The sequence below is a fragment of the Curtobacterium sp. VKM Ac-1393 genome, from assembly GCF_015350995.1.
In the GTDB taxonomy this organism is placed as follows: Bacteria; Actinomycetota; Actinomycetes; order Actinomycetales; family Microbacteriaceae; genus Curtobacterium.
In genome coordinates this window covers 600303-625079 of sequence record NZ_JADKRW010000001.1, presented here as the reverse complement: position 1 = coordinate 625079, position 24777 = coordinate 600303, and the positions used below count along the sequence as shown (strand labels likewise).

General features: G+C 72.0%; 25 protein-coding genes. 13 read left to right on the top strand and 12 right to left on the bottom strand.

Going from position 1 to position 24777, the window contains the following annotated elements:
• Window positions 1-36: 36 nt before the first annotated feature.
• From hemQ to ITJ59_RS02950, 7 genes are all read left to right on the top strand, one after another.
• Window positions 37-780: a hydrogen peroxide-dependent heme synthase gene (hemQ, locus tag ITJ59_RS02980; RefSeq protein ID WP_194649635.1), complete on the top strand. Its 744-nt coding sequence runs from the start codon at window positions 37-39 to the stop codon at window positions 778-780.
• Window positions 777-2009, top strand: coding sequence for a ferrochelatase (locus ITJ59_RS02975; protein WP_194649634.1), 1233 nt, complete (start codon window positions 777-779; stop codon window positions 2007-2009). Before hemQ ends, ITJ59_RS02975 begins: the two co-directional genes overlap by 4 nt.
• Complete coding sequence (hemC, locus tag ITJ59_RS02970) at window positions 2006-3004, top strand: hydroxymethylbilane synthase (protein ID WP_194649633.1); 999 nt, start codon at window positions 2006-2008, stop codon at window positions 3002-3004. Before ITJ59_RS02975 ends, hemC begins: the two co-directional genes overlap by 4 nt.
• A 35-nt stretch (window positions 3005-3039) precedes the next feature.
• Window positions 3040-3936, top strand: a complete 897-nt coding sequence (locus ITJ59_RS02965) for a uroporphyrinogen-III synthase (RefSeq protein WP_323749390.1) — start codon at window positions 3040-3042, stop codon at window positions 3934-3936.
• On the top strand, window positions 3933-4988 hold the full coding sequence (gene hemB / locus ITJ59_RS02960; protein ID WP_323749381.1) for a porphobilinogen synthase: 1056 nt from the start codon (window positions 3933-3935) through the stop codon (window positions 4986-4988). The genes ITJ59_RS02965 and hemB overlap by 4 nt, the downstream gene beginning before the upstream one ends.
• Window positions 4985-6316 carry a glutamate-1-semialdehyde 2,1-aminomutase gene (gene hemL / locus ITJ59_RS02955; protein WP_194649631.1) on the top strand — a complete coding sequence of 444 codons (1332 nt, stop codon included), beginning with the start codon at window positions 4985-4987 and terminating at the stop codon, window positions 6314-6316. Before hemB ends, hemL begins: the two co-directional genes overlap by 4 nt.
• Window positions 6317-6416: 100 nt before the next feature.
• A complete protein-coding gene (locus ITJ59_RS02950) occupies window positions 6417-6881 on the top strand; it encodes a DIP1984 family protein (RefSeq protein WP_194649630.1) in 465 nt (154 codons plus the stop codon).
• 380 nt (window positions 6882-7261) lie between these two features.
• On the opposite strand, the gene ITJ59_RS02945 is transcribed toward ITJ59_RS02950, so the two are convergent.
• The 4 genes from ITJ59_RS02945 to ITJ59_RS02930 all read right to left on the bottom strand — a co-directional run bounded on the left by ITJ59_RS02945 (window position 7262) and on the right by ITJ59_RS02930 (window position 10964).
• On the bottom strand, window positions 7262-8047 hold the full coding sequence (locus ITJ59_RS02945; protein WP_194649629.1) for an ABC transporter ATP-binding protein: 786 nt from the start codon (window positions 8045-8047) through the stop codon (window positions 7262-7264).
• A 17-nt stretch (window positions 8048-8064) separates the two neighbouring features.
• Window positions 8065-8733, bottom strand: a complete 669-nt coding sequence (locus ITJ59_RS02940) for a GntR family transcriptional regulator (RefSeq protein ID WP_194649628.1) — start codon at window positions 8731-8733, stop codon at window positions 8065-8067.
• Window positions 8734-8821: 88 nt separating this feature from the next.
• The gene (locus tag ITJ59_RS02935; protein WP_194649627.1) at window positions 8822-9799 is read right to left on the bottom strand and encodes an MDR family oxidoreductase; all 978 of its coding nucleotides are present in this window, start codon (window positions 9797-9799) and stop codon (window positions 8822-8824) included.
• Window positions 9800-9935: 136 nt separating this feature from the next.
• Complete coding sequence (locus ITJ59_RS02930) at window positions 9936-10964, bottom strand: 6-phosphofructokinase (RefSeq protein ID WP_123311084.1); 1029 nt, start codon at window positions 10962-10964, stop codon at window positions 9936-9938.
• Between the two features lie 87 nt (window positions 10965-11051).
• Between ITJ59_RS02930 and ITJ59_RS02925 the strand changes: the two genes are divergently transcribed.
• Window positions 11052-12050, top strand: coding sequence for a DNA-3-methyladenine glycosylase family protein (locus ITJ59_RS02925; protein ID WP_194649626.1), 999 nt, complete (start codon window positions 11052-11054; stop codon window positions 12048-12050).
• Between the two features lie 98 nt (window positions 12051-12148).
• Here the strand turns inward: ITJ59_RS02925 and ITJ59_RS02920 are convergent, their stop codons facing one another.
• Window positions 12149-13006, bottom strand: coding sequence for an NAD-dependent epimerase/dehydratase family protein (locus ITJ59_RS02920; RefSeq protein WP_194649625.1), 858 nt, complete (start codon window positions 13004-13006; stop codon window positions 12149-12151).
• 130 nt (window positions 13007-13136) lie between these two features.
• Between ITJ59_RS02920 and ITJ59_RS02915 the strand changes: the two genes are divergently transcribed.
• From ITJ59_RS02915 to ITJ59_RS02900, 4 genes are all read left to right on the top strand, one after another.
• Window positions 13137-14501 (top strand): hypothetical protein, encoded by a 1365-nt coding sequence (locus ITJ59_RS02915; protein ID WP_194649624.1) that lies wholly within the window; start codon window positions 13137-13139, stop codon window positions 14499-14501.
• Between the two features lie 86 nt (window positions 14502-14587).
• Window positions 14588-15277: a YceI family protein gene (locus ITJ59_RS02910; RefSeq protein ID WP_194649623.1), complete on the top strand. Its 690-nt coding sequence runs from the start codon at window positions 14588-14590 to the stop codon at window positions 15275-15277.
• On the top strand, window positions 15274-15789 hold the full coding sequence (locus ITJ59_RS02905) for a sigma-70 family RNA polymerase sigma factor (protein ID WP_194649622.1): 516 nt from the start codon (window positions 15274-15276) through the stop codon (window positions 15787-15789). The genes ITJ59_RS02910 and ITJ59_RS02905 overlap by 4 nt, the downstream gene beginning before the upstream one ends.
• Window positions 15786-16493, top strand: coding sequence for a zf-HC2 domain-containing protein (locus ITJ59_RS02900; RefSeq protein ID WP_194649621.1), 708 nt, complete (start codon window positions 15786-15788; stop codon window positions 16491-16493). The genes ITJ59_RS02905 and ITJ59_RS02900 overlap by 4 nt, the downstream gene beginning before the upstream one ends.
• Before the next feature lie 152 nt (window positions 16494-16645).
• Here ITJ59_RS02900 and ITJ59_RS02895 read toward each other — a convergent pair whose 3' ends face one another.
• Window positions 16646-17122, bottom strand: a complete 477-nt coding sequence (locus tag ITJ59_RS02895; RefSeq protein WP_194649620.1) for a MarR family winged helix-turn-helix transcriptional regulator — start codon at window positions 17120-17122, stop codon at window positions 16646-16648.
• A 127-nt stretch (window positions 17123-17249) separates the two neighbouring features.
• Between ITJ59_RS02895 and ITJ59_RS02890 the strand changes: the two genes are divergently transcribed.
• Entirely contained in the window at window positions 17250-20822 is a 3573-nt protein-coding gene (locus ITJ59_RS02890; RefSeq protein WP_194649619.1) for a proline dehydrogenase family protein, read from the top strand.
• 94 nt (window positions 20823-20916) lie between these two features.
• On the opposite strand, the gene ITJ59_RS02885 is transcribed toward ITJ59_RS02890, so the two are convergent.
• The 6 genes from ITJ59_RS02885 to ITJ59_RS02860 all read right to left on the bottom strand — a co-directional run bounded on the left by ITJ59_RS02885 (window position 20917) and on the right by ITJ59_RS02860 (window position 24548).
• Window positions 20917-21114: a hypothetical protein gene (locus tag ITJ59_RS02885; protein WP_194649618.1), complete on the bottom strand. Its 198-nt coding sequence runs from the start codon at window positions 21112-21114 to the stop codon at window positions 20917-20919.
• Window positions 21115-21262: 148 nt separating this feature from the next.
• Entirely contained in the window at window positions 21263-21802 is a 540-nt protein-coding gene (locus ITJ59_RS02880; protein WP_194649617.1) for a dihydrofolate reductase family protein, read from the bottom strand.
• Between the two features lie 83 nt (window positions 21803-21885).
• The gene (locus tag ITJ59_RS02875; protein ID WP_194649616.1) at window positions 21886-22236 is read right to left on the bottom strand and encodes a hypothetical protein; all 351 of its coding nucleotides are present in this window, start codon (window positions 22234-22236) and stop codon (window positions 21886-21888) included.
• A complete protein-coding gene (locus ITJ59_RS02870) occupies window positions 22233-23228 on the bottom strand; it encodes an SDR family oxidoreductase (protein ID WP_194649615.1) in 996 nt (331 codons plus the stop codon). The genes ITJ59_RS02875 and ITJ59_RS02870 overlap by 4 nt, the downstream gene beginning before the upstream one ends.
• Window positions 23229-23309: 81 nt before the next feature.
• Complete coding sequence (locus ITJ59_RS02865; RefSeq protein ID WP_323749380.1) at window positions 23310-24083, bottom strand: DUF2071 domain-containing protein; 774 nt, start codon at window positions 24081-24083, stop codon at window positions 23310-23312.
• A gap of 27 nt (window positions 24084-24110) precedes the next feature.
• Window positions 24111-24548 carry an Lrp/AsnC family transcriptional regulator gene (locus tag ITJ59_RS02860; RefSeq protein ID WP_111083794.1) on the bottom strand — a complete coding sequence of 146 codons (438 nt, stop codon included), beginning with the start codon at window positions 24546-24548 and terminating at the stop codon, window positions 24111-24113.
• Between the last annotated feature and the right edge of the window lie 229 nt (window positions 24549-24777).

Below are 24777 nucleotides of genomic sequence, written 5' to 3'. Positions count from 1 at the left end.
CGGCCACGACCCTGGCAACCGATAGGACAAGGATCCATGAGTTCCGACGCGCCCACGAACACCGCGCCCGCGCAATCCCCGCACGAGACCGACCCCGCGACCGGGATCGATCCCAACCTGATGACGGCGTACGCCCTCTGGGCCGTCTTCCGCCGGCCGCTCGGTCCCGTCCACCGTGTCGGTGACGACGCCGTGGCCGAGCTGGACACGGTGATCGCCGCCGCTGCCGAGCGCGGCGTGACGATCCGTGGCTTCTACGACGTCTCCGGCTTCCGCGCCGACGCCGACGTCATGATCTGGCTGCACGGCGACGACGCACAGGTCATCCAGGCCGTGCTGCGTGAGATCCGTCGCACCGGGCTGTTCCAGGACACCGAGCCGGTCTGGCACGTCATGGCCATGCACCGCGAAGCCGAGTTCAACAAGCGGCACACCCCCGCCTTCCTGCGCGGCAAGGACCCCGAGGCGTGGATCACGGTGTACCCGTTCGTCCGTTCCTTCGAATGGTACCTGCTGCCCGAGGACGAGCGCTCGAAGATGCTCCGCGACCACGGGATCGCCGGCGCGAAGTACCGTCGCGTCCTCACGAACACCATCGCGACCTTCGCCCTGAGCGACTACGAGTGGATCCTGCCGCTCGAGAGCCCCGAGCTCGTCGACCTCGTCGACCTCATGCGCGACCTCCGGGCCACCGAGGCCCGTCTGCACGTGCGCGAAGAGGTCCCCTTCTTCACCGGTCGTCGCGTGACGACCGCCGAACTCCCGGAGGTGCTGTCATGACCGACACCAGCATGATCACGAACGGCCAGGTCCTCGCCGCCACCCCCGCGGCTGCGTCCGGTCCCGAGCACGTCGAGGTCCCGACCGCGTACGACGCGATCCTGCTCGCGGGCTTCGGTGGCCCCGAGGGCCAGGACGACGTCATCCCCTTCCTGCGGAACGTCACGCGTGGCCGCGGGATCCCGGACGAGCGTCTGGAAGAGGTCGCGCACCACTACCGCCACTTCGGCGGCGTGAGCCCGATCAACGCGCAGAACCGTGCGCTGAAGGCCGCGCTCGAGGCCGAGCTCGCGTCCCGCGGCATCGACATGCCGGTCCTCTGGGGCAACCGCAACTGGGCGCCCTACCTCGAAGAGGCGTTCACCGAGGCGGCCGACAAGGGCTACAACAAGCTCGTCGCGATCGCCACGAGCGCGTACTCGTCGTTCTCGAGCTGCCGGCAGTACCGCGAGGACTACGCCCGCGTGCTCACCGAGACCGGGCTGATCGACACCATCCAGATCGACAAGGTCCGCCAGTTCTTCGACCACCCCGGATTCGTCCGCCCGTTCGTCGACGGCGTCCGTGACGGCATCGCGAAGGCCATCGCCGAGAACGACGGACTTGACGTCGCGACGGAGCTGCACGTGCTCTTCTCGACGCACTCGATCCCGTCGACCGACGCCGCCAAGTCCGGCCCGGACTACCGCGGCTTCGACGAGCACGGCGCCTACGAGGCGCAGCACCTCGCCGTCGCGCAGGTCGTCCTCGACCAGGCGTGGGCCGAGCTGCTCGAGCAGCCGGAGCACGAATCCCTCCGTGGCACGAGCACGCCGCCGTGGAAGCTCGTGTACCAGTCGCGCTCGGGTCCCCCGACGCAGCCGTGGCTCGAGCCCGACATCAACGACTACATGAACGAGGACCTCAAGGGCGGCCCGACCCGTGCCGTGCTGATCGTCCCGCTCGGCTTCGTGAGCGACCACATGGAGGTCATGTGGGACCTCGACGAAGAAGCCACCGAGACCGCCGGCGAACTCGGCTTCTGGTCGCTGCGCACGCAGACCCCCGGCGTCGACCCGGCGTACGTGTCCGGGCTGGTTGACCTGGTGCTCGAGCGGGTCAACGGCACCCCGAAGGCCGAGCGTCCGCACCTGACCGACATCGGCCCCTGGTACGACGTGTGCCGTCCGGGCTGCTGCGAGAACGTCCGCGCCGGCTTCAAGCCCGCAGCGGCCGGCGTCGCTCCGTGACCGACACGACGGCGAACGACCCCAGCGCCACCGCCCCGACCGACGGTCCGGCCCCGATCCGGCTCGGCACCCGTGCCAGCCGCCTCGCGGTCGCGCAGTCGCAGGACGTCGCCGACCGCCTGGCGGCGGCGTCCGGTCGCCCCGTCGAGCTCGTCACGGTGACGAGCGAGGGCGACACGAACCGTGCCTCGCTCGCCTCGCTCGGCGGTACCGGCGTGTTCGCCAGCGCCCTGCGCGAGGCCCTGGTCGCCGGCGAGGTCGACGTCCTGGTGCACTCGCTCAAGGACCTGCCGACCGCACCGTACCCGGGCCTGACGATCGCCGCGGTGCCGAAGCGCGAGGACGCCCGCGACGTCCTGGTCGCCCGGAACGGCGCCACCGTCGAGACCCTGCCCGAGGGCGCGAAGGTCGGCACCGGTTCGCCGCGTCGCGTCGCGCAGCTCAAGGCCAAGCGTCCGGACCTCGACGTCGTCGACATCCGCGGCAACATCGACACCCGCCTCGGTCGGGTGGACGACGACCTCGACGCCGTCGTGCTCGCCGCCGCCGGCCTGACCCGCATCGACCGTCTGTCGGCCGCCACCGAACTGCTCGACCTCGGCTTCTGGCCGAGTGCACCGGGACAGGGCGCGCTGGCGATCGAGACCCGTGCCGGTGAACCCGACACGAACCTGCTGGCCGCGCTCCGCAAGATCGAGCACGCGCCGACCCGCCTGACGGTGACGGCCGAGCGCGAGATCCTGGCGAAGCTCGAGGCCGGATGCTCCGCCCCGATCGGTGCGACCGCGGTCGTGGACGCCGAGCTCCTGCTCGTCTCCGCGACCGTGTACAGCCCGGACGGCAGCGAGTACCGCACCGCGTCGCACGCCGCCGTGCTCGAGGGCTCGGCGCAGGACCGTCTGGCCGAGGCGCTCGAGGTCGGTGGCCGCGTCGCCGCCGAGCTGCTCGAGAACGGCGCCGGCGACCTCGCAGACCTCGCCGACTCGGTGAAGTAGAGCCCGTCACGGACACGCACGCTCCCGTCGTCGTCATCCCCCGGGGTGGCGCGTGGGGCGAGCGCGTCGCGACGGCGGCTCGGCAGCGCGGGCTCGACCCGCGGGTCGTCCCCCTGATCGGTTCCGAGCCGCCGCTGGACGGCGGTCCGATCGACCGTGCCGTCGCGCGCCTGGCCGCCCGCCCCGTCGCCGACCTCCCCGCCCACCCGGTCGCCCGCCCGCCCGAGGTTCCGAAATCTCGGCATCTCGACGGGCTCCACCGAGGCGGTTCGGAACCTCGACGGCGCACCGACGGCGAGTCTTCGCACCTGGACGGCGAGCGTGCACCCGCGGACGGTGACCGGACCCCGCTCGCCGGGTACGCGTGGGTGGTGGTGACCAGTGCGACCGCCGTCACGGTGCTCGCAGAACGCGTGGCGGGCCTCCCGTCCGGTGTGCAGGTGGCGGCGGTCGGCGAGCCGACCGCACGTGCTGCGCGTGCTGCGGGCTGGGTCGTCGACCTCGTGCCGGAGGAGGCCTCGGCCGCCGCGCTCGTCGAGGCGCTGCCGGACACCGACGGCACCGTGCTCTTCCCCCGCTCCGAGATCGCTGCGCCCACGCTCGTCGACGGCCTGCGCGCCCGCGGCATCGACGTGGACGACGTGGTCGCGTACCGTACCGTGGGGACCGGCGACGAGCCGATCACCCTCGACGCGGTGCCCGATGCGGTGCTCGTGACGAGCGGTAGCGTCGCCCGCGAGATCGCCCGGCGGATGACCCCGCTCGACCCCCGCACCCTCGTGGCCTGCATCGGCCCCGGAACCGCCGCCGACGCGCGCGCAGCCGGACTGCCGGTCCACGTCGTCGGACCCACCCGGTCCGCAGAAGCCCTGCTCGACGCCGTCGTCGAAGCCCTGAACCCCACCGTCCCCGAACAGGAAGGCCACCCGTGACCGGCCGTTTCCCCCAGGTCCGCCCCCGTCGACTCCGCGCCACCCCCGCGATGCGACGGCTCGTCGCCGAGACCCGGCTGCACCCCGCCGAGCTCGTGCTGCCGATGTTCATCCGCGAAGGCGCGACCGACGCCGTCGACATCTCGAGCATGCCCGGCGTGCAGCAGCACTCGCTCGACTCGTTCCGCCGTGCGCTGGTGTCGGCTGCGGAGGTCGGGGTCGGCGGCGTGAACCTGTTCGGTGTGCCGACCACGAAGGACGCGACCGGATCCGGGGCGACCGACCCCGACGGCATCCTCAACGTGGCGATCCGCGTGGCGAAGGAAGAGGTCGGCGACGCGCTGGTCGTGCAGTCCGACCTCTGCCTCGACGAGTTCACCGACCACGGGCACTGCGGGGTCCTGGCGGCCGACGGTACGGTCGACAACGACGCCACCCTGCTGCGCTACCGCGACATGGCGGTCGCCCAGGCCGAGGCCGGCGCCGAGCTGGTGTGCCTGAGCGGCATGATGGACGGCCAGATCGCCGCGGCGCGCGACGCCCTCGACGTCGCCGGCCACACCGGCACCGCGCTGCTGGCCTACGCGGCCAAGTACGCCTCCGCCTTCTACGGGCCCTTCCGCGAGGCCGTGTCCTCGTCGCTCGTCGGGGACCGCCGGACCTACCAGATCGACGCCGCCAACGGTCGGCAGGGGCTGCGCGAGGTCGCGCTCGACGTCGACGAGGGTGCGGACATCGTGATGGTGAAGCCCGCGATGAGCTACCTCGACGTGCTCGCCGAGACCGCGGCCACCTCGCCCGTGCCGGTCTGGGCGTACCAGATCTCCGGCGAGTACGCGATGATCACGGCAGCAGCGCAGAACGGCTGGATCGACCGCGACGCCGCAGCGATGGAGTCGCTCGTCGGCATCAAGCGTGCCGGCGCCGACGCTATCCTGACCTACTTCGCCGTCGACATCGCGCGGAAGCTGAACGAGGAAGCCGGCCTCCGCACCTCCGGCACCACCGCCGCAGTCGCCGGCATCGCCTCGACCGGGAAGGCCCCCGAATGACCACGAACGACCAGCTCTTCGGCCGTGCCAAGAACGCGATCCCCGGCGGGGTGAACTCGCCCGTCCGCGCCTACGGCTCCGTCGGCGGCACCCCGCGCTTCCTGGTGTCCGCGAAGGGCGCGTACGTCACCGACGCCGAAGGCCGCGAGTACGTCGACCTCGTCGCGTCGTGGGGTCCGGCGATCCTCGGGCACGCGCACCCCGGCACGGTCGAGGCCGTGCAGCAGGCCGCTGCGCGCGGGCTGTCCTTCGGTGCCTCGACACCGGGTGAGACCGAACTGGCCGAGCTCGTGAAGCAGCGGGTGTCGGTCGACGGCGACGGCCCCATCGAGAAGCTCCGCATGGTGTCCACCGGCACCGAAGCGACGATGACGGCGATCCGGCTGGCCCGCGGGTACACCGGCCGCGACCTGCTCGTGAAGTTCGCCGGGCACTACCACGGGCACTCCGACTCCCTGCTCGCCGAGGCCGGCTCAGGGGTCGCGACGCTGGCACTGCCGGGCAGCGCGGGCATCACCGCCGAGACCGCCGCGCAGACCCTGGTGCTGCCGTACAACGACCTGGACGCGGTGCGCCGCGTGTTCGACGAGCACTCCGAGCGCATCGCCGGGGTCATCGTCGAGGCCGCCGCGGCGAACATGGGTGTGCTCGCCCCCGAGCGCGGGTTCAACCGGGCCCTCGCGCAGATCGTGCAGGCGCACGGCGCACTGCTCATCGTCGACGAGGTCCTGACCGGGTTCCGCGTCGGTCCGGCCGGCTGGTGGGGCCTCGAGGCGTCGAAGGTCGTCCCCGACGGCGCCGGGTGGAAGCCCGACCTGATCACGTTCGGCAAGGTCATCGGTGGCGGCATGCCCCTCGCCGCGCTCGGTGGCCGGCGCGAGGTGATGGACTTCCTCGCGCCCCTCGGACCCGTCTACCAGGCGGGCACGCTGTCCGGCAATCCGCTGGCGGTCGCAGCGGGCATCGCCACGCTCCGGGCCGCGACGCCGTCGGTGTACGAGTCGTTGAACCGCACCGCTTCGGTGATCTCCGCGGCCACGTCCGAGGCGCTGTCGGCCGAGGGTGTCGCGCACACCGTCCAGCGCGCCGGCAACCTGTTCTCGTTCGCCTTCACGGACACGGCTCCGCGGAACTACGACGACGTCCGAGCGCAGGACGTGTTCCGGTACGCGCCGTTCTTCCACGCGATGCTCGACTCCGGGGTCACCCTGCCGCCGAGCGTGTTCGAGGCGTGGTTCGTCACGGCCGCCCACGACGAGCGGGCCGTCGGACGGATCCTCGACGCACTGCCGGCAGCGGCGAAGGCAGCGGCAGCCGCGACCGCATAGGCGCCCGCCGCGCCCGCCGCGGCCGGCCGGCGGCGGTCGGCCCGCGGCGGCACACCCGGCTGGCGGCCCGTCCGAGCGTCTCGGCTGGTTGACTGGCCGCATGCAACTCGCCGAGGCCCTCATCGAGCGCGCCGACCTGCAGAAGCGCATCGAACAATTGCGCGGGCGCATCGCCGCGAACGCCCGCTACCAAGAGGGTGAGGAACCGGACGAGGACGCCCGCGAGCTCCTCGCCGAGGCCGAACGGTCTGTCGACGCGCTCGAGGTCCTGCTCGCCCGCATCAACGCGACGAACGCCGTCACCACGGTGTCGACCGGGCAGACGGTCACGGCACTGCTCGCCCGACGGGACGCCCTGCGGCTGCGGCACTCGCTCGTCACCGGGGCGGCGGACGCCACGGCCGGCATCGGCGGTGGCTACCGACAGCTCCGCAGTGAACTCCGGACCTTCGCTGCGCTGCCCACTGCCGAGCTGCGGACACGTGCCGACGCCCTGGCGAAGGAGATCCGCGAACTCGACGCCGTCGTGCAGCGCACCAACTGGGAGGTCACCCTGGTCGACTGAACAGTGGGCGGTGCGTCGGTAGACGGACCGGGGCGGGTACGGACCCGACGACCGGCGGGCAAACCGGTCTCCTGTCGGCGCAGTGGGCAGCGCCATGGCGAGAGCCGTGCACATCGCAGCCCAGCACAGCGCACCAGGTACGGTGCACACGGCACCACGCACAACCGCGTACCGACCGGACCGACGAGGGTGGGACAGGGGACAGCACCGCCCCGCCCCAGCGGGTCAAGAGCAGTCGGCCTTGGTGAAGGTCGTGTCGAGCTTCTTCGACGAACCGTCGAACGCGTAGGTGTACCGCAGGCCGACGTCCTCGTCACGGAGTCGATCTGCATCGGCAGGTCGCTCTGCTCGCGGAGCTGCACGACGGCCGGGCTCAGGCCTCAGGCGGAACGGCGCGCGGCCCAGCGCCCCTCGGACCGCAGGATCGCGAGCGGGAAGTCGAACGCGTGCGACACCGCCGACGACGTGATGACCTCGTCCGCGGTGCCCTGTGCGACCACGCCGCCGTCGCGCAGCAGCATCGCGTGCGAGGTCGACGCCGGCAGGTCCTCGAGGTGGTGCGTGACCATGACGCTGCCGAGTTCGGGATGCCGGTGCCGCAGGGCGTCGACCGTCTCGAGCAGGTGTTCGCGTGCGGCGACGTCCAGCCCGGTCGCCGGTTCGTCGAGCAGCAGCAACTGCGGCTCGGACATCAGCGCGCGGGCGATGAGGGTCCGGCCCCGCTCGCCCTGGGACAGAACGGGCCACCGGGCGTCCCGTCGCGCGGTGAGTCCGACGTCGGCCAGGTGTTGTTCGGCCGCCTCGACCTGGGCCGTCGTGGGCTCCCACCGCATCATGAGGTCGGTCGTTCCGGTGAGCCCGGTCAGCACCGTCTCGAGCACGGTGAGCGGGGAGAGCATCCGGTGCCGGGGGTCGACGTGCCCGATGTGCTCGCGGAGCTCCCTTACGTCGACGCGGCCGAGTCGTCGACCGAGCACCTCGACCGTGCCGGCGGTCGGGTGCCCGGTCGCCCCGAGGACGGCGAGCAGTGTCGACTTGCCGGCACCGTTCGGTCCGAGCAGCGCCCAGTGCTCGCCGCGCCGGACGGTCAGGTCGATGTCGTGCAGCAGGTCGCGCCCGGACCGCGTGACGCGGACACCGGTGGCGTTGATCAGGACGTCGGTCACCCGTCCATCCTGGCCCGTCAGCTGCGGGTCGCGCGGACCGACTCGATGTGCTGTTCGAAGTTCCGCGTCAGCGCACGCCCGGCCTCGGCCGCCGTCTCGCCGTCGCGCTCCTCGAGGGCCTCGCCGAGGATCGAGAAGAACGCCTCGGAACCGTACTGCTCGAACGCCGGCGTGGGGTTGAGCGTGAACCGGACGCGCTCGAGCGCCCCTTCGGCGGCGACCTGCACGAGCGGGTTGCCGGAGTGGGCGACGGCGAACTCGATGATCTCGGTCACGGCGCCGCTGAACCCGAGGTCGCGGACCTTGCGCAGTCCGTCGGCACGGTCGAGCAGCTTCTGCAGGGCCGTGACGTCGGTGTCGTCGTACTCGGGGACGCCCCAGCGCAGGCTGAGCTCGAAGAACCCGGCCGTCGCGCGGGTCGCGGTCACCCAGTCGTCGAAGGTGGGGGTGGCGACGCGGGTGTACCGGTTCGCCTCCATCTCGACGAGACCGATGTCGACGAGCTTCGCGATCGCTTCGCGGATGGGGGTGCGACTGACTCCGAGCCACTGGACCAGCTCGTCGTCGTTCAGTCGTTCACCGTGCTGGAGCGTGCCGTCGCGGAGTGCTGCGAGCATCTTGTCGTACACGACGTCGCGCAGCAGTTTGCGCGGCGAGTTCTCCACGGTCGACTTGGGTACCGGCATCACGGGCTCCTCGTGTCACGGACGTTTGGTATCCAAACCCTAACGTGTCAATATGCAGACGCTTGCAAAATAACAGAACCCCAGAACATCACCGCCGCAGGTCGACCACGGTCCGACCGTGCACCGTGCCGGCGACGACGTCGGCCCCGACCCCGATGGCCTGCTCCGGGGTGACGGTCCGCGTGACCCCTGCCAACAGTGCCGGGTCGAGATCGGTCGCCAAGCGGTCCCACGCCCGACGCCGGAGCTCGAGCGGGGCGTCCACCGAGTTGATGCCGAGCAGTGACACGGCACGCAGGATGAACGGCAGCACCGTCGTCGGCAGCGCGGAGTCCTGGGCGAGTCCGCACGCCGTCACGGCACCACCCCACCGGATCCCCGCGAGCACGTTCGCCAAGGTGGCTCCGCCGACGCTGTCCACCGCTCCGGCCCAGGCTGCGCGCTGCATCGGCTTGCCGGGTTCGGACAGGGAGTTCCGGTCGACGACGTGGGCCGCCCCGAGACGACGGAGCGAGGCGTCGTTGGCGCTCCGCCCCGTCGAGGCGGTCACCTCGTACCCCCGCGCGGCGAGCAGGGCGATCGCCACCGTCCCCACCCCGCCGGACGCACCGGTCACGAGCACCGGCCCGTCGTCGGGCCCGACGAAGCGCTCGAGCGCCAGCACGCTCAACATCGCCGTGAACCCGGCCGTGCCGATCGCCGCCGCGAACGAGTCCTCGATCGCATCCGGCAGGACCACGAGCGAACCGGACGGCACGACGGCGTGCTGCGCCCACCCGCCGTGTCGGTTCTCGCCGAGCCCGGCGCCGTTCAGCACGATGCGGTCGCCGATCGCCACGTCGTGCACACCCGGTCCGAGCGCCGACACGGTCCCGACGACGTCGATGCCGGGCACCAGCGGATCGACACGGGCGACGCCGGGGTTCCGGGCGAGCGCGAGGCCGTCCTTGTAGTTGACGCTCGAGTACGTGACGTCGACGAGGACTTCACCCTCGGTCGGATCGGGCAGGTCGACGTCGGCGACGGTGGGCGGGGCTGCACTGGAGACGAGGACGGCGCGGGTCATGCGCCGGACGCTACCCCGGGCCTCCCGGCTGTGCCTGCCACGATGCCGGGCGGAACCGGGCGTACCGGGTCGAAAGAAACGACCAGGTACGCCCGAAACGGCCAGGTACGCCCCCAGCCAGCGCCCAGACGAGTACTCATCCGAACATGATGGCGGCCTCGTCGAAGCGTGCCTGCGGCACGGTCTTCAGCTCGCCGAGCGCCTCGTCGAACGAGACGTGCACGATGTCCGTGCCCTTCAGCGCGACCATCCGGCCCCAGCGCTCCTCGACCACCGAGTCGATGGCCGCCAGGCCGAGCCGCGTCGACAGCACCCGGTCGTAGGCCGTCGGCGTCCCACCGCGCTGGATGTGCCCGAGGGTCGTCGCACGCGTCTCGATGCCCGTCATCTCCTCGATCAGCGGCGCGAGGCGCTCGCCGATGCCGCCGAGCCGCGGACGCCCGAAGGCGTCGAGCCCGCGCTCGGTGTGGGCGTTGTCCTCGTGGTCGGGGACGAAGCCCTCGGCCACCACGACGAGCGGTGCACGACCACGGTCGTAGGCGGCGCGCACCCACTTCGCGATCTGCTCCATGCTCGTCTTCTGCTCCGGGATCAGGATCGCGTGCGCACCGGCGGCCATGCCGGAGTGCAGCGCGATCCAGCCGACGTGCCGTCCCATGACCTCGGCGACCATGCAGCGGGAGTGCGACTCGCCCGTGGTGCGCAGGCGGTCCATCGCCTCGGTCGCGATCGCGACGGCGGTGTCGAAACCGAAGGTGTAGTCGGTCGCGCCCAGGTCGTTGTCGACCGTCTTCGGGACGCCGACGATCTTCAGCCCCGCATCGGTCAGGCGCTTCGCTGCGGCCAGGGTGCCCTCGCCACCGATCGCGACGATGGCGTCGATGCCGTGGCGCTCGAGCATGCGCTCGATGTTCTCCACACCGCCGTTCGGGCCCTCGAAGGGGTTCGTGCGGCTGGTGCCGAGGATCGTGCCGCCCTGCTTGGCGATGCCCTGGATGTCCTTGCGGCCGAGCGGGACGATGTCGCCGTCGACGACGCCGCGCCAGCCGTCGCGGAACCCGACGAACTCGTGGCCGTGGATCGCGATGCCCTTCAGGACGATCGCGCGGATGACCGCGTTCAGGCCGGGGCAGTCGCCTCCGGAGGTGAGGATGCCGATGCGCATGGGAACTCCGTCGTCGGGTGGTGCGGTGGGGGTCGTGGGGGACTGCGACCATCATGACTGACGGTGGTTGCGCATTACCATCCCCGTGTGTCCCTGCTCGCCTCCGCCTCGTCGTCCGGTGACGCGTCCGGTGCGTCGTGCGCGTCGGGTGCTCCTGGTGCGTCCGGCGACGCGGCTCGCGTCGACACGGTGTACCGACCGGGAGGCCCGGTGGACGTCGCGTCGACCCTGCGGCCCCTGCAGCGCGGCTCCGGCGACCCCGCCTACAGGGTGGTCGGGTCGGTCGTGTGGCTCGCCCTGCGGACGCCCACCGGCCCCGCTTCCGTGGCGATCCGGGCGGCGGGCGACACCATCGCGGTCTCGGCGTGGGGCGACGGTGCTCCGTGGGCGGTCGAGCACGCGCCGGAGATGCTCGGTCGCGGCGACGACTGGGACGGGTTCGACGTCTCCGGGCACGCGTTCCTCGCTGCCGCCCGGCACCGGCAACCCGGACTCCGGCTGGTCCGCACGAACACCGTCGTCGCGATGCTCGTGCCGGCGATCATGGAGCAGAAGGTGACCTCGCGGCAGGCGTGGGGCGCCTGGCGGTACCTGTTGCGTCGCTACGGCACCCGGGCACCGGGGCCCGCGCCGGACGGTCTGACGGTGCCGCCGACGGCCGACGAGTGGGCACGCATCCCGAGCTGGGAGTGGCACAAGGCCGGCATCGAGCCCGGACGGTCGGCGACGGTGATGCGCGCGGTGCGGGTGGCTCCGGCGCTCGAGCGGACGCTGACGCTCGGTCGTGGCGGTGCGGTCGTGTCCGCGCGGCTGCAGTCGATCCCGGGCATCGGCAGGTGGACGGCTGCGGAGACCGCGCAGCGCTCCCACGGCGACCCCGATTCGCCGAGCGTCGGGGACTTCCACGTGCCGGCGCTGGTCGGGTGGGCGTTGACCGGGGGACCGGTCGACGACGACGGGATGCTCGAGCTGCTCGAGCCGTGGCGGGGGCACCGGGAGCGGGTCGTGCGGCTGATCGGCGGCTCGGGGTTCCGGAAGCCGGCGTTCGGGCCGCGGATCACGATCCAGGACCACCGCGGGCACTGAGCGGTCGCGCGCGCTGCTCGCTTTCGTCCGCACCCTCTTCGCGACAGGACACCAGGTGATCACGTGGTGTCCTGTCGGAGAACCGGTGTCTCGACGGGTCAGGGGTGTCGGGTGCCCTCGCCAGCCAGGACGGCGCGGTAGCCCTCGCGGAAGGTCGGGTACTGCGGAGTCCAGCCGGTGGACCGGAGCAGCGCGTTCGACAAGCGCTTGTCACCACCGGACTGCCGGGCACCGCCGTCGCCGGTCACGGGTTCGGGCAGGTCGAGCTCGGCGGCCAGGAACCGCAGCACGTCGTCAAGCCGGCTCGGTTCGTCGTCGGTGCCGAGGTAGGTCGGCGCCGGGTCCGGCACGGTCGCCAGGTGCACGAGCGCCGCGGCGGCGTCGTCGCGGTGGATCCGGTTCGTGTGCGGCGAGGTGCCCGGCGCCAGGCGTGCGGCACCGGAGCGGACCTGGTCGATGAGACGTTCACGGCCCGGACCGTAAACCCCGGACAGCCGCACCAGCACGGCGCCGGGAGCGCGCTCGCGCAGGAGCACCTCGGCCTCCACCAGGACCGAAGCGGTCGGGGTCGCGCCGTGCGCCGGGGTGTCCTCGGTGACCGCGCTGCCGTCGTCGACGTCGTACACCGCGGTCGAGGACACCACGAGCAGGCGGGGATCGGCGTCCGAGGCGTCGATGCCGTCGAGCACGTTCCGCAGGCCGTCGACGTAGGTGGCGCGGTACTCGTCGACGTCGCGGCTGCCGGCGGCGAAGGCCACGACGACCACGGCGGTGTCGGCGGGGATCTCGGGGACCTCGTGGCGCAGGTCGACGCTCCGTCCGGTGATCGGCGCCGGGATCAGCTCGGCGCGGCGGCGGAGGCCGATCACCTCGTGGCCCTGTTCGGCGAACCGCAGGCCGGCCTCGGTTCCGAGGTCGCCGCAGCCGGCGATGACGACTGTCGTGGAGTTCTGCACGCCTCGACCCTGGCACGGACGGTTGGTGGAAGGCGGGGAGTCCGGTGCGTCGCACGGCACGGATCGTCTGGTCGAGATGAGAACGGTTATCATTTGGAGGACCGTCATCCGACCCTGATCCAGGAGCCCCATGTCCGCTCGACCTGCCCGTTTCCTCCCCGCCCTCGTCCTCACGGCGATCCTTCCCCTCGCCGCCACAGCGATCGCCGTCCCCGCCTCGGCGGCACCCGCCGCGACCCCGACCGCCCACCACATCTGGCTCGTCACGGCTGATCCAGCGGCGGAACGCCTGTACGTCAACGACGCCGTCACGGGCCGGCGGACCGGCACCCTGAGCGGGATCGAGTTCGGCACGCACGCCGGCTCCGTGCAGCTCGGTCACGGACGGATCGCGTTCGTGGACGAGTCGAAGCCGCAGCTGGACGTCCTGGCCATCAGCCCGCGCGGCACCGCGCGCATCGTGCAGCGCTACGCGATCCCCAACGGTGACGGCCGCTGGGAGCGTGCCGGCTGGCTGTCGACCGACACCACGCACCGACACCTGGCGGTCGGCTCCGACTTCGACGGCTCCGAACGCCAGCGGGTCACGGTCATCGACCTGCGACGGAACACCGAGCGCACCGTGCGGATCGACACCTCGGCGGTGCAGCTCGCGACGACGGGCAAGCGCGGCACCGAAGAGGTCGAGACCTTCCTGGTCGGCAACCCCCTGCGCCTGGTCGTCACCGCGGGCGGACGCCTCGACGCCTACTCCGTGTCCGCGATCATGCGGGGCACGACCCACCCGCGGCCCGTCGCGACCACGCCCCTCGGTGCCTACCCGCACGGCCCGATCGTCAACGCGAGCGGGACCGTCATCGGCTCCGACCTGGCCGCCGGCGTGCAGACCGTCCGCGTCACGCGGACCGGCTTCGCGGGATCCCGGTCCGTCGCCTACCCGGAGCCGAGCGTGCAGAGCTACCGGCCTCGCATGGCACCGGACGGGACGACCGCGGTCGGTACCCAGGCCGGGAGCACGGCGGCCGGCACCCCGTGGAACGCCGTCCCCGCCTTCCTGACCACCTCGTCCACGTCGTCGAGCAAGATCAGCAGCGTCGACCTGGGCGACGGCTCCTTCACCCGGGTCGCCGTGACCGCTCGGTTCGCCGCCGTCGCGTTGACGTCCGGCACCGGGGACTCGCTCGTCCTGGTGCGGAAGCAGGCCGACGGTGTCTACGACGGCCGCACGACCGCGGTCGCGCTCACGCCGCTGCGGAACGGCCCGGTCGCCGGACAGCCGGCCACCGGGGCGTCGGTGCGGTTCTCCGCGGCGACCGACGACGGCCGCAGTGTATTCGTGACGCGGGGCGACGAGGGGAAGATCACCCAGATCGACACCGCCGGTAAGACGCCGTCCGTGCTCCGCACCATCACGCTGCCCACGGCGCTCGCCGGGGGTGGGTACCTGACGACGGTCGACTCGACGGTGCGCCCCTACGACCTCAGCGGTCGCTGACCGACCGACCGACGGGACCGGCCCGCGCCCGCACCTCCGACGGAAACCCGTTTGAACGATCCACCTCACCACCTCGTCGTCTGGGTATGGGACTCCGCACACGCACCAAGGTCATCATCGGCATCTCCACCGGCGTCGTGGTCATCGCAGCCGCAGCCGTCATCGCCGGCCCGTCCATCTACGCGAACACCGTCAACGGGCAGGCCGCCGCAGCCCCCTCGCTGCAGGCGACGTCGTCCGCCAGCCTCGACGCAGCGAGCGCCGACGGCACCTGGACCAGCCAGAGCAGTTCGTACGCCGGCTACCGGGTGCACGAGGTCCTGCAGGGGAATGATGTGAACGTGGTCGGACGCACGAAGGACGTCAAGGGCACCGCCGAGGTCGACGGCGGTTCCCTCGCGAAGGCGACGGTCACGGTCCAGGTGGCGAAGATCACCACCCCCGAGTCAGCGCGGGACGCCTACTTCCGGGACACCGCACTCGAGACGGACAAGTTCCCGACGGCGATCTTCACGCTCACCAAGCCCGTCGACGTCTCGAAGGCGCTCGACGGCAGCACGCAGGACGTCACCCTGACCGGCACGATGGACCTGCACGGCGTCACGAAGGCCGTCACGGCCGACGCGCAGGTCGCCGTCGGCAAGGGCGGCACCGTGCAGGTCGCAGGCTCGGTGCCGATCACCTTCGCCGACTACGGCGTGAAGGCACCCTCGCTCGGCTTCGTCACCGTGGACGGGAAGGGCTCCGTCGAGTTCTCCCTCGACCTGCAGAAGTGACCGTGACGAGTCGTTCCGCTGACGAGCTGCTCGCGACGCTCTACCGCGAGCACGGTGACGCGCTCACCCGGTACGTCCGGCACCTGACGCGGGACGGCTCGGCGGTCGAGGACGTCGTGCAGGAGACCATGGTCCGCGCCTGGCAGCGTCCGGCGGTGCTGGAACGCGCGCCGGACAGCGCCCGCGCCTGGCTGTTCACGGTCGCGCGGAACCTGGTCGTCGACGACGCCCGGTCGGCCCGGAACCGCCGAGAGCTCGGCACCGAACACCCGGTCGACCGCGCCGAGTCGGACCGCACCGACGCCGTGCTCGACCGCATCGTCGTGGCCGACGCGCTCGCGTCGCTCTCCCCGGACCACCGCCGCGTGGTGGTGGACGCCTACTGGCTCGGCCACACGGTGCCGGAGATCGCACGACGACACGACGTCCCCGAGGGCACCGCGAAGTCGCGGCTGCACTACGGGCTGCGAGCCCTGCGGCTCGCACTGCAGGAACGAGGAGTGACCCGATGAGCGACGACCGCTACGCAGAGTGGGATGCGGCGTACGTGCTCGGGTCCCTGAGCCCGGACGAGCGGCTCGAGTACGAGCGGCACCTGGAGTCGTGCGACCGCTGCACGGCCGCCGTCGCCGAGCTGGTCGGCCTACCAGGGCTGCTCGCCAAGCTGCCGGCCGACCAGGCGATCGAGATCGCCGAGCCGGACGGGAGGCCCGACACCGGTTCCGAGAGCACCCTCGCCTCCGTCGCGCACCGCGTTCGACACCGTCGCCGTCGTCGCCGGGTCTGGGTCGCCGCCACCGCGGGGCTCGCGGTGGTCGCCGCGGTCCTGGGCGGGCTCGCCGTCGGCACCGCGGGGGACCGTGGATCGGTGCAGGCCGGGGGGAGCCCCTCGACATCGGCCGCGGCGGACCGCTACGACCTGACCGGGGCCCAGGGCCTCGACGTCGACCTGGCCGTCAGCGGCGAACAGTGGGGCACCCGGTTCGACTGGGGCTGCTCGTACGGTGGCAAGGAGTGGGCGGCGGACGGCTCGGTCATGTACGACCTGGTCGTCGTCCGGTCCGACGGCACCGCGCAGATCGTCGGCTCGTGGACGGCCGCCGGCGCGGACGCGAAGGGGCTGTCGGCGTCGACGGACATCCCGCGCGACGACATCGCGAGCGTGCAGGTGCGGCTCCGCGGCGAGCAGGGCGCCCTCGCAGTAGTCGACCTCTGACCCGCCCGCCCGCGCTCCCGCCCGCCCCGCCCCCGCTCCCAGCCCCCGAGGTTCCGAAATCTCGGCATCTGGGCGCGGCTCAGGGGCGTCCGTGGAACCTCGGCGCTGCTCGGGCGGCGTGTCGTGGAACCTCGGCGGAGGTGAGCGGGCCGCTACTCGGAGGCGGCCTCGTCCGACACGTCGGGGCCGATCGCGTCCTGGACGCGCGCACTGACGGACCGGAGCGTGTCCGCATCGGTCCCCACGGGCCTCCAGAACAGGTCTTCCAACGCACCGGTGTGCGCACGGATGCCGGCGAGCACCGCGCGGCGGCCGTCGGGGGTCATCTCCACCCAGCTGCCGCGGCCGTCGGTCGGGCAGTCGGCGCGGCTGACCAGGCCGCGGGAGACCATGCGCGTGACCTGGTGGCTGACGCGCGACTTCTCCCAGCCGATGCCGGCGGCGATGTCGCGGACGCGCAGCCGGTGGTCCGGCTCACGCTGCAGGCCGATCAGGATCTCGAACTCGGGGATCGAGATGCCGGCACCCGCTTGGACTGCCTGGTCGAGCGCTCGGTCGAGGCGTCGCCAGACATCGTGGTAGGCGTCCCACGTCGCCCAGTCGTGGCCATCGTTGCCCTGCTTCGACATGCCGTCAGCGTATCGACCACGGGGACCCACCGACCCCGGTGCCGCGTCTTTCATCCATCCGGATGACTCCTGGCCGACGTGCGGCGCGCTCCAAGGTGAGGTCGGAGGTGCGGCATACGATCGGAGCATGCCGAGCGCCCGCCTCCAGGACTGCACCGACGATGCCGTTGCGCTGGTCCGCCGGTGGCTGGCGGCGTCCGCCGGGGCGAAGCCGGACGCCGGTGCCGCCCGCCTCGCCGAAGCCCTGCGTGACGAGCGGGGCCTCGACTTCACGCGCAGCTTCGTCGACAAGGTCATCCGCCCCGACGACCCCCGGGTCGCCGCCCGCAACCTCGAGCAGGTCAGCCGCGACGTCCCCGATTTCCTCGCCTGGTACCTCCGCGGCGCGGTGACGCTCGGCGGAGGCTTCGCGACCATGGCGCCGTGGGCCGTCATCCCGACCGCTCGCCGGATCCTGCGCCGGATGACCGGCCACCTGGTCATCGACGCGAGCACGGCGAAGCTCGGCCCCGCGCTCGCCAAGGTGGGCGGACCGGGCACCCGGCTCAACGTGAACCTGCTCGGCGAAGCCGTGCTCGGCAGCGCCGAGAGCGACCGTCGGCTGCAGGCGACGATGGACCTGCTCGCCCGCGACGACGTCGACCACGTGTCGATCAAGGTGAGCTCGGTCGTGCCGCAGATGTCGCTGTGGGCGTTCGACCAGACGGTCGAGCGGGTCGTCGACCGGCTCGTACCGCTGTACCGGTTGGCAGCGGGTCCGCTGGCGTCCGGTGGTCAGGCGAAGTTCATCAACCTGGACGTGGAGGAGTACGGCGACCTCGACGTCACCCTCGCGGTGTTCCGGACCATGCTCGACCGCGACGAGTTCGCGGGGCTGCAGGCCGGCATCGTGCTGCAGGCGTACCTGCCCGACGCCGCCGGTGCGCTCGAGTCCCTGACGACGTGGGCGCAGGAACGCCGTGCCCGAGGTGGCGCGCCGATCACGGTGCGCCTGGTCAAGGGCGCGAACCTCGCGATGGAGCACGTCGACGCGATCGTGCACGACTGGCCACTCGCCACCTGGGGCAGCAAGCGCGAAACCGACACCGCGTACCTGCGGATGCTCGACGCCGCCCTGACCCCGGAACGCACCGACGCCGTCCGCATCGGGGTCGCCGGACACAACCTGTTCGACCTGGCGACCGCGTGGGTGCTCGCCCAGCGTCGCGGGGTGACCGACGCGGTCGACGTCGAGATGCTGCTCGGCATGGCGTCCACGCACGCCGACGCCGTCCGCGCCGACGTCGGCCAGATCTTGCTCTACACGCCCGTCGTGCAGCCGGACGAATTCGACTCCGCGATCGCGTACCTGGCCCGCCGGCTGCAGGAGAGCGCGAGTCCCGAGAACTTCATCGCCGCCGCGAGCGACATCGACCACGACGCCAGCGTGTTCGACCGCGAGCACGGCCGGTACCTCGCCTCGGTCGCAGCGCTCGACGAGCCGGTCCACGCGACGCACCGCACCCAGGACCGCCATCGGGCACTCGGCGAACCAGTGCTGCGCGATGCGTTCCGGAACGCACCGGACACCGACCCGTCGGTCCCCGCCAACCGTGCGTGGGCGCTCGACGTCCTGCGCCGGGTGCCGCGCTCGCAGCTCGGCGCGCAGACCATCCGCGGAGCCAAGGTCGCCGACCGCTCCAAGCTCGAACGGATCATGGCCCGCACCGCGCAGGCCGGCGTCAACTGGGGGCGGCAGGACCCGTCCGACCGCGCCGAACTCCTCGACCTGATCGGGCATGAGCTCGAGACCCGCCGCGTCGACCTGATCGAGGTGATGGCGGCGGAGACCGGCAAGACGTTCTCCGAGGCCGACACCGAGGTCACCGGAGCCGTCGACGCCGCCCACTACTACGCCGAGCGCGCCCGTCGTCTCGGCGACATCGAGGGTGCCCGGTACGTCCCGCCGCGTCTGACCGTCGTCGTCCCGCCGTGGAACTTCCCCATCGCGATCCCCGCCGGCGGAGTGCTGGCGGCGCTCGCCGCGGGCAGTGGGGTGGTGCTCAAGCCGGCGCCCGAGGCGAAGCGCAGCGGTGCGCTGCTGGCCGACGTGCTCTGGGACGCCGGGGTGCCGCACTCGTTGCTGCAGCTCGTCGACCTGGCCGAGGACGAACTCGGCCGCGACCTGGTCGGGCACCCGGCGGTCGACCGCATCATCCTCACCGGTTCGGCCGACACCGCGCGGTCGTTCCGCTGGTGGCGAGCCGGTCTGCCCCTCAGCGCCGAGACGAGCGGCAAGAACGCGATCGTCGTCACGCCGAGCGCCGACATCGACCTCGCCGTGCAGGACATCGTCCAGTCGGCCTTCGGCCACGCCGGCCAGAAGTGCTCCGCGGCGTCCCTGGTCGTGCTGGTCGGCACGGTCGGCGAGAGCGAACGCTTCCGCCGCCAGCTCGTCGACGCCACCCGCACCCTCCGGGTCGCGTGGCCCGACGACCCCACCGCCCAGGTCGGGCCGGTCATCGCCGAGCCCGAGGGCAAGCTGCGGCAAGGGCTCACCGAGCTCGGGCCGGGGGAGTCCTGGCTCGTGCAGCCGGCACCCCTCGACGACTCCGGTCGGCTCTGGTCACCGGGCATCCGCGACGGCGTCCGCCCGGGCAGCGACTTCCACCAGACCGAGTACTTCGGGCCGGTACTGGGCATCATGCGCGCCGAGACCCTCGAGCAGGCGATCGCGATCCAGAACGGCACCGACTACGGCCTGACCGCGGGGATCCACTCGCTCGACGTCGACGAGGTCGCGGACTGGCTGGCGAGCGTGCGCGCCGGCAACCTGTACGTCAACCGCGGCATCACCGGCGCGGTCGTCGGTCGGCAGCCGTTCGGCGGCTGGAAGCGGTCGTCGGTCGGCACCGGTACGAAGGCGGGCGGACCGATGTACGTCGCGACGCTCGGCCGCTGGGAGCCCGTCCCGCGCACGGTGCACAAGAGCATCCAGCTGCACGGCCTGCCGCCGCGCGTGACCGCGGTGATCGAGGCCGCGCGCAGTGGGCTGTCGTTCGAGGAGTTCGACCAGGTGCGCGCCGGTGCACTCAGCGACGTCCGGGCGCGCGAGGAGCTGTACGGCGGGTCGCACGACCTGTCCGGGCTCGTGGTGCAGCGGAACGTGCTGCGCCACCGACCGCAGTCCGTCATCGTGCGGCAGGCCGAGGACGCCACGGCGGGTGACCTCGTCCGCGCACTCGTGGCCGCCACCGCTGCCCGCGCCCACATCCTGCTCAGCACCGCTCGACCGTTGCCGGGCCCGCTCACCCAACTGCTCGCCTCGAGCCGTTCACCGCTGGACGTCGTCGACCACTTGGTCGAGTCCGACCAGGACTTCCACGCACGTGCATCGTCCGGCGACGTGTTCCGGGCGAACTGGACGAGCGGTGCGGACGACGAACCCGTCGACGCGCTGGGTGACATGCTCGCGCAGGGGCAGGACCGACCCGTGCACACGGCGTTCGGCGGCCCGGGGGCACGCATCCGTCTGATCGGCGGCGACCCGCTCGCGCTCGAGGAGGCGCTCGGGGCCAGCATCGACGTCGCGATCCACGATGCGCCGGTGGTCGAGGCCGGGTTGATCGAGATGCTGCCGTTCATCCGTGAGCAGTCGGTCTCGATCACCGCACACCGGTTCGGCGACGTCGACGCGGACTTCTCGGAACTGCGCGTCTGACGGGCAACCCCGTGGTGAGCAGAAGTGGTCGAGTGCGCTGAGGCGGACTCGACCATCCCTGCTCCCGAAGTGTGCGGCGTTGCCCCGAACCGGGTCAGTCCTCGGTGTCGCCGCCCGCTTCGTCCTCGACACCGGTCTCGTCCATGCGGTCGCGCAGGTGATCGGCCATCGCCCCGGCGCCCTCGCCGTGGTGGTCGTGGTCGACCTGTTCGATCAGGCCGTGCAGCTTCTCGTGGTTCGTGGCCTCGGTGGCACCGTCCATGACGGGTTCGGTCTGCTCGTTGTCGCTCATGGCGCGGACGCTACGCCGCGGTGGTGGGATTCCCGCCTCGGATCATCGCGAAGCGGACTGCGCCCTGCTCCGACTGCGCCGTGTTACGACTGCGCCCTGCGCCCTGCGCCGACTGCGCCCTGCTCCGACTGTTCCGTGCTTCGACTACTCAGAGCGGAGTCCCCGCGCGGTAGTGCAGCTCGACGGCACCGCCAGCGAACGGCGTCGTCCCGACCAGTTCGAACACCGGCGTCGGTGCAGCCACCGGCAGGAGTGGCGCCCCGGCACCGAGCGCGACCGGCATCACGGTGACCCGGAGGTCGTCGAGCAGCCCAGCCTGCTGGTACTGCGCCGCGAGCAGCCCGCCGCCCACGACCCAGATGTCCCGCTCGCCGGCTGCCCGTTCGAGGTCGGCCTGGTGGTCGGCGACGGAGCCGGACACGAAGTGCACCTCGGCGCCGGACGGCACCGGCAGCTCGCGCGTGGTGAACACCCACGTCGCCAGGTCCGGGTACGCCCACGTGTCGTCGTGCGCGAGCAACCACTCGTACGTGGCCGACCCCATCGCGATCGCGCCGATCCCCGCGAAGAACCGGTCGTGGTGCTCTTGGAACGGGTCGAAGCCGAACTGCAGCAGCCAGTCGAGGTTGTCGTCCGGCGCGGCCACGAAGCCGTCCAACGAGGACGCTACGGAGTAGATCGTGCTCATGCCCAGGACGCTACCGAGCACCGCCGACACGCCTCAGCGGCGCCGGCCGCGACATGCCTCAGCCGCGCCGACCGCGACACCTCTCAGCGACGCCGGTCCCCGCGCGCGCCCCGTCCGACGACGGCCACTTCGGCAACGGTGAGGGCCGTGGCGATCACCACCTGCTGCAGGGCGAACCCGCGGCGGCGCGGGTCGAGGACGAGCGGCACCATCGTCGCACCGTGCACCGCGTCGACGGCAGCGCTCAGGGTGTGTGCGTTCCCGGTGGCGGCGCGTGCGACGAGGGCGGCCTGCACGAGCTGTCGGACACCGAGTACGCCGTGCAGGAGGGCCTGGTCGCGGCCGCGCAGCGAGCACCCGAGGTGCCAGACACCGAGCGCAGTCCGGCCCAGCTCGACCGCCGACGCCGACGCCCGACCCCGACCGCGGCTCATCGTCGGCGTCCCGCGACGAGTGCAACGGCCCCGGCGGCACCGAGCACCGCGCCGATCAGACCGTTGCCCACCCGGCGGTGCTCCACCCACCAGGTCTGCGGTGACCAGGAGTGTGCAGTTTCGTCGAACACACCGTGCGCACCGTGGTCGCCCGGCACCGGCTCGTACAGGTTGTCCTGCAGCTGGAGCCCGTCCTTGTCCGGCGCCTGCTGCCCGGAGACGAGTGTCTTGGCGGCGTACCAGTCGGCGAAGCGTCCGCTGATCCGGTTGCCCAGGATCGTGTAGACGGTCGACTCCCCGACCCAGGTGCGACGGCGCGGGTGCTCGGCCACGGTGGCGATCGCGCGGGCGCCGACCTCCGGTTGGAAGATCGGTGCGACCGGCTGCGGGTGGTGCGGCAGCTTCGACTTCACCCACCCGAACTGGATCGTGTTCAGGGCGGGCATGTCGACCCGCGACACTTTCACCTTGCTGCCCTGTTCGAGCAGCTCCGAGACGACTGACTCGGTGAACCCGACGATCGCGTGTTTCGCGCCGCAGTACGCGGCCTGCAGCGGGATGCCCCGGAAGCCGAGTGCCGAGCCGACCTGGACGACGTGCCCCTGCCCGCGGGGCACCATCCGCGAGAGCGCGGCACGGGTCCCGTTGACGACGCCGAGGTAGGTCACGTGCAGCGCCCGCTCGAAGTCCTCGGGGGCGGTGTCCAGGAACTTGCCGAACACCCCGACCATCACGCCGTTGACCCACAGGTCGATCGGCCCGAGCTCGTGCTCGACGCGGTCGGCCGCGGCCTCGACGGCCGCACGGTCGGACACGTCGGCGACCAGCGCCAGCCCGCGACGCCCGGCGGCCTCGACCTCGGCGACCGCGGCCTCGACGCCGTCCCGTCCGCGAGCGAGGACGGCGACGTCCCACCCCCGTGCTGCGAGCTCCCGGACGGTCGCACGCCCCAGCCCTGCGGATCCACCGGTCACCACTGCTACTCGAGTCATGGCTCCCTTGTACCTGCGGGCGACCGCGCACCACTCAGCCGGTGTCCCCCGAGGACGCGTCGAGTCCCCGGACCCCGGGCTTCACCGCCCCCGGCCGAACCGCGTCGTGACCCCCGGCGAGTACAGCACCGAGTCCGGCTCCAGTTCGCTCAGCCCGAACGGCAACCCCGCGGCACCGATCAAGTCGTCCCGCAGCGTCACCACGGACGCCCGGTGCAGCGGCCAGGCCTCGTGTTCGTTCGGCCAGAACCGCGTCTGCCCGGCGCGGTGCACGTGCATGCCCCAGCGCGCGGTCAGGAAGGTGTCGAGTGGTGTCGGGTCGTCCACGACGTCGCCGATCCGCACGTCGACGAGCGATCGCAGGTGTGTTCCGTGCCGCCGCATCGCGTACCCGACGCGGCCGTCGTCGCTCCGCGACTCGGCATCCGCCCACCAGTACGGCAGCCCCGTGGCCACGCGCGCGCCGATCGTCGGCAGCAGCTTGCCCGCGTCGAGCGACAGGAACACGACACCGTGCTGCCCGTGTTCGTCGACCGTGTAGACGCGCACGTTCACCTCGACGAAGTCACCAACCGATCCGGTCCGGCCGAGCGCCCCGAGAGGCGGGAAGCGGGTGTCCGCGAACCGGAACCCGATCAGGCCCACCCAGGTGGTCACCCCGTCGTCGGTGCCGTCGAGCGCCATCGTGTCGGGTCGTGTGCCGGCCGGCAGCAACGGGGCGACCGCCGACACGTCGACGCGCCAGTGCACGAAGACGACGTCGAGCCAGTCCTGCGAGATCCAGGGACGGCCCGGCAGGCCGGGGGCGGCTGACGGGAGGCCCGGGGCGCTGTGGGTGGGTCGGCTGTCGGTCACGGGATGGTCGCTTCCACCTGCCGGACGTTACGCGGTGTCGCGGCTCACGAGCTTGGAGAGCACGATCGCAGAGCGCGTGTGGTCCACCTGCGGTGCGAGGCGGACCTTGTCGAGCGCCTCCTCCAGCGCTGACAGGTCCTTCGAGCGCATGTGCACGACGGCGTCCGCGCTGCCGGTGACCGTGCCAGCGTCGATGACCTCGGGCACGGTGTCGAGCAGGGCGCGGAGCTCGTCGGGCGAGACGGTGCCGCGGCAGTACAGCTCGACCCAGGCCTCGGTGCCGCGGTCCTCGACCGCGGGGTCGACCTTGATGGTGAAGCCCTGGATCACGCCGTCACCGACGAGGCGGTCGACGCGGCGCTTGACAGCCGATGCCGAGAGTCCGACCACCGACCCGATGTCGCCGTAGCCGGCGCGGGCGTTGTCCCGGAGTTGATCCAGGATGCGGTGGTCGAGCGAATCCATTGCACCCATCGTACGCGGACTTGTTGCGAGACCGGCGGGTCGGACGCACGAAACGTGCGTCACCCGAACGGGTGTCACGGTCGGGCGCATGGGGGACTGCACTCTTCGGACGGTTCATGCCAGACTTTCGACTGGCGTCGACCTGGTCCGCTACGGCGAGTGAGCCTGCATCTCGCCGGAGCACCTCTCCTTCGTTCCGTTTCGGTTCCTGGCAGGCTCGGGCCCCGGT

Excerpts from the sequence above, each read along its gene's own strand:
- hemQ (WP_194649635.1), top strand. The coding sequence starts at position 37 with ATGAGTTCCGACGCGCCCACGAACACCGCGCCCGCGCAATCCCCGCAC.
- ITJ59_RS02975 (WP_194649634.1), top strand. The coding sequence starts at position 777 with ATGACCGACACCAGCATGATCACGAACGGCCAGGTCCTCGCCGCCACC.
- hemL (WP_194649631.1), top strand. The coding sequence starts at position 4,985 with ATGACCACGAACGACCAGCTCTTCGGCCGTGCCAAGAACGCGATCCCC.
- ITJ59_RS02950 (WP_194649630.1), top strand. The coding sequence starts at position 6,417 with ATGCAACTCGCCGAGGCCCTCATCGAGCGCGCCGACCTGCAGAAGCGC.
- ITJ59_RS02940 (WP_194649628.1), bottom strand. The coding sequence starts at position 8,733 with ATGCCGGTACCCAAGTCGACCGTGGAGAACTCGCCGCGCAAACTGCTG.
- ITJ59_RS02935 (WP_194649627.1), bottom strand. The coding sequence starts at position 9,799 with ATGACCCGCGCCGTCCTCGTCTCCAGTGCAGCCCCGCCCACCGTCGCC.
- ITJ59_RS02930 (WP_123311084.1), bottom strand. The coding sequence starts at position 10,964 with ATGCGCATCGGCATCCTCACCTCCGGAGGCGACTGCCCCGGCCTGAAC.
- ITJ59_RS02915 (WP_194649624.1), top strand. The coding sequence starts at position 13,137 with ATGTCCGCTCGACCTGCCCGTTTCCTCCCCGCCCTCGTCCTCACGGCG.
- ITJ59_RS02910 (WP_194649623.1), top strand. The coding sequence starts at position 14,588 with ATGGGACTCCGCACACGCACCAAGGTCATCATCGGCATCTCCACCGGC.
- ITJ59_RS02900 (WP_194649621.1), top strand. The coding sequence starts at position 15,786 with ATGAGCGACGACCGCTACGCAGAGTGGGATGCGGCGTACGTGCTCGGG.
- ITJ59_RS02895 (WP_194649620.1), bottom strand. The coding sequence starts at position 17,122 with ATGTCGAAGCAGGGCAACGATGGCCACGACTGGGCGACGTGGGACGCC.
- ITJ59_RS02890 (WP_194649619.1), top strand. The coding sequence starts at position 17,250 with ATGCCGAGCGCCCGCCTCCAGGACTGCACCGACGATGCCGTTGCGCTG.
- ITJ59_RS02885 (WP_194649618.1), bottom strand. The coding sequence starts at position 21,114 with ATGAGCGACAACGAGCAGACCGAACCCGTCATGGACGGTGCCACCGAG.
- ITJ59_RS02880 (WP_194649617.1), bottom strand. The coding sequence starts at position 21,802 with ATGAGCACGATCTACTCCGTAGCGTCCTCGTTGGACGGCTTCGTGGCC.
- ITJ59_RS02875 (WP_194649616.1), bottom strand. The coding sequence starts at position 22,236 with ATGAGCCGCGGTCGGGGTCGGGCGTCGGCGTCGGCGGTCGAGCTGGGC.
- ITJ59_RS02870 (WP_194649615.1), bottom strand. The coding sequence starts at position 23,228 with ATGACTCGAGTAGCAGTGGTGACCGGTGGATCCGCAGGGCTGGGGCGT.
- ITJ59_RS02860 (WP_111083794.1), bottom strand. The coding sequence starts at position 24,548 with ATGGATTCGCTCGACCACCGCATCCTGGATCAACTCCGGGACAACGCC.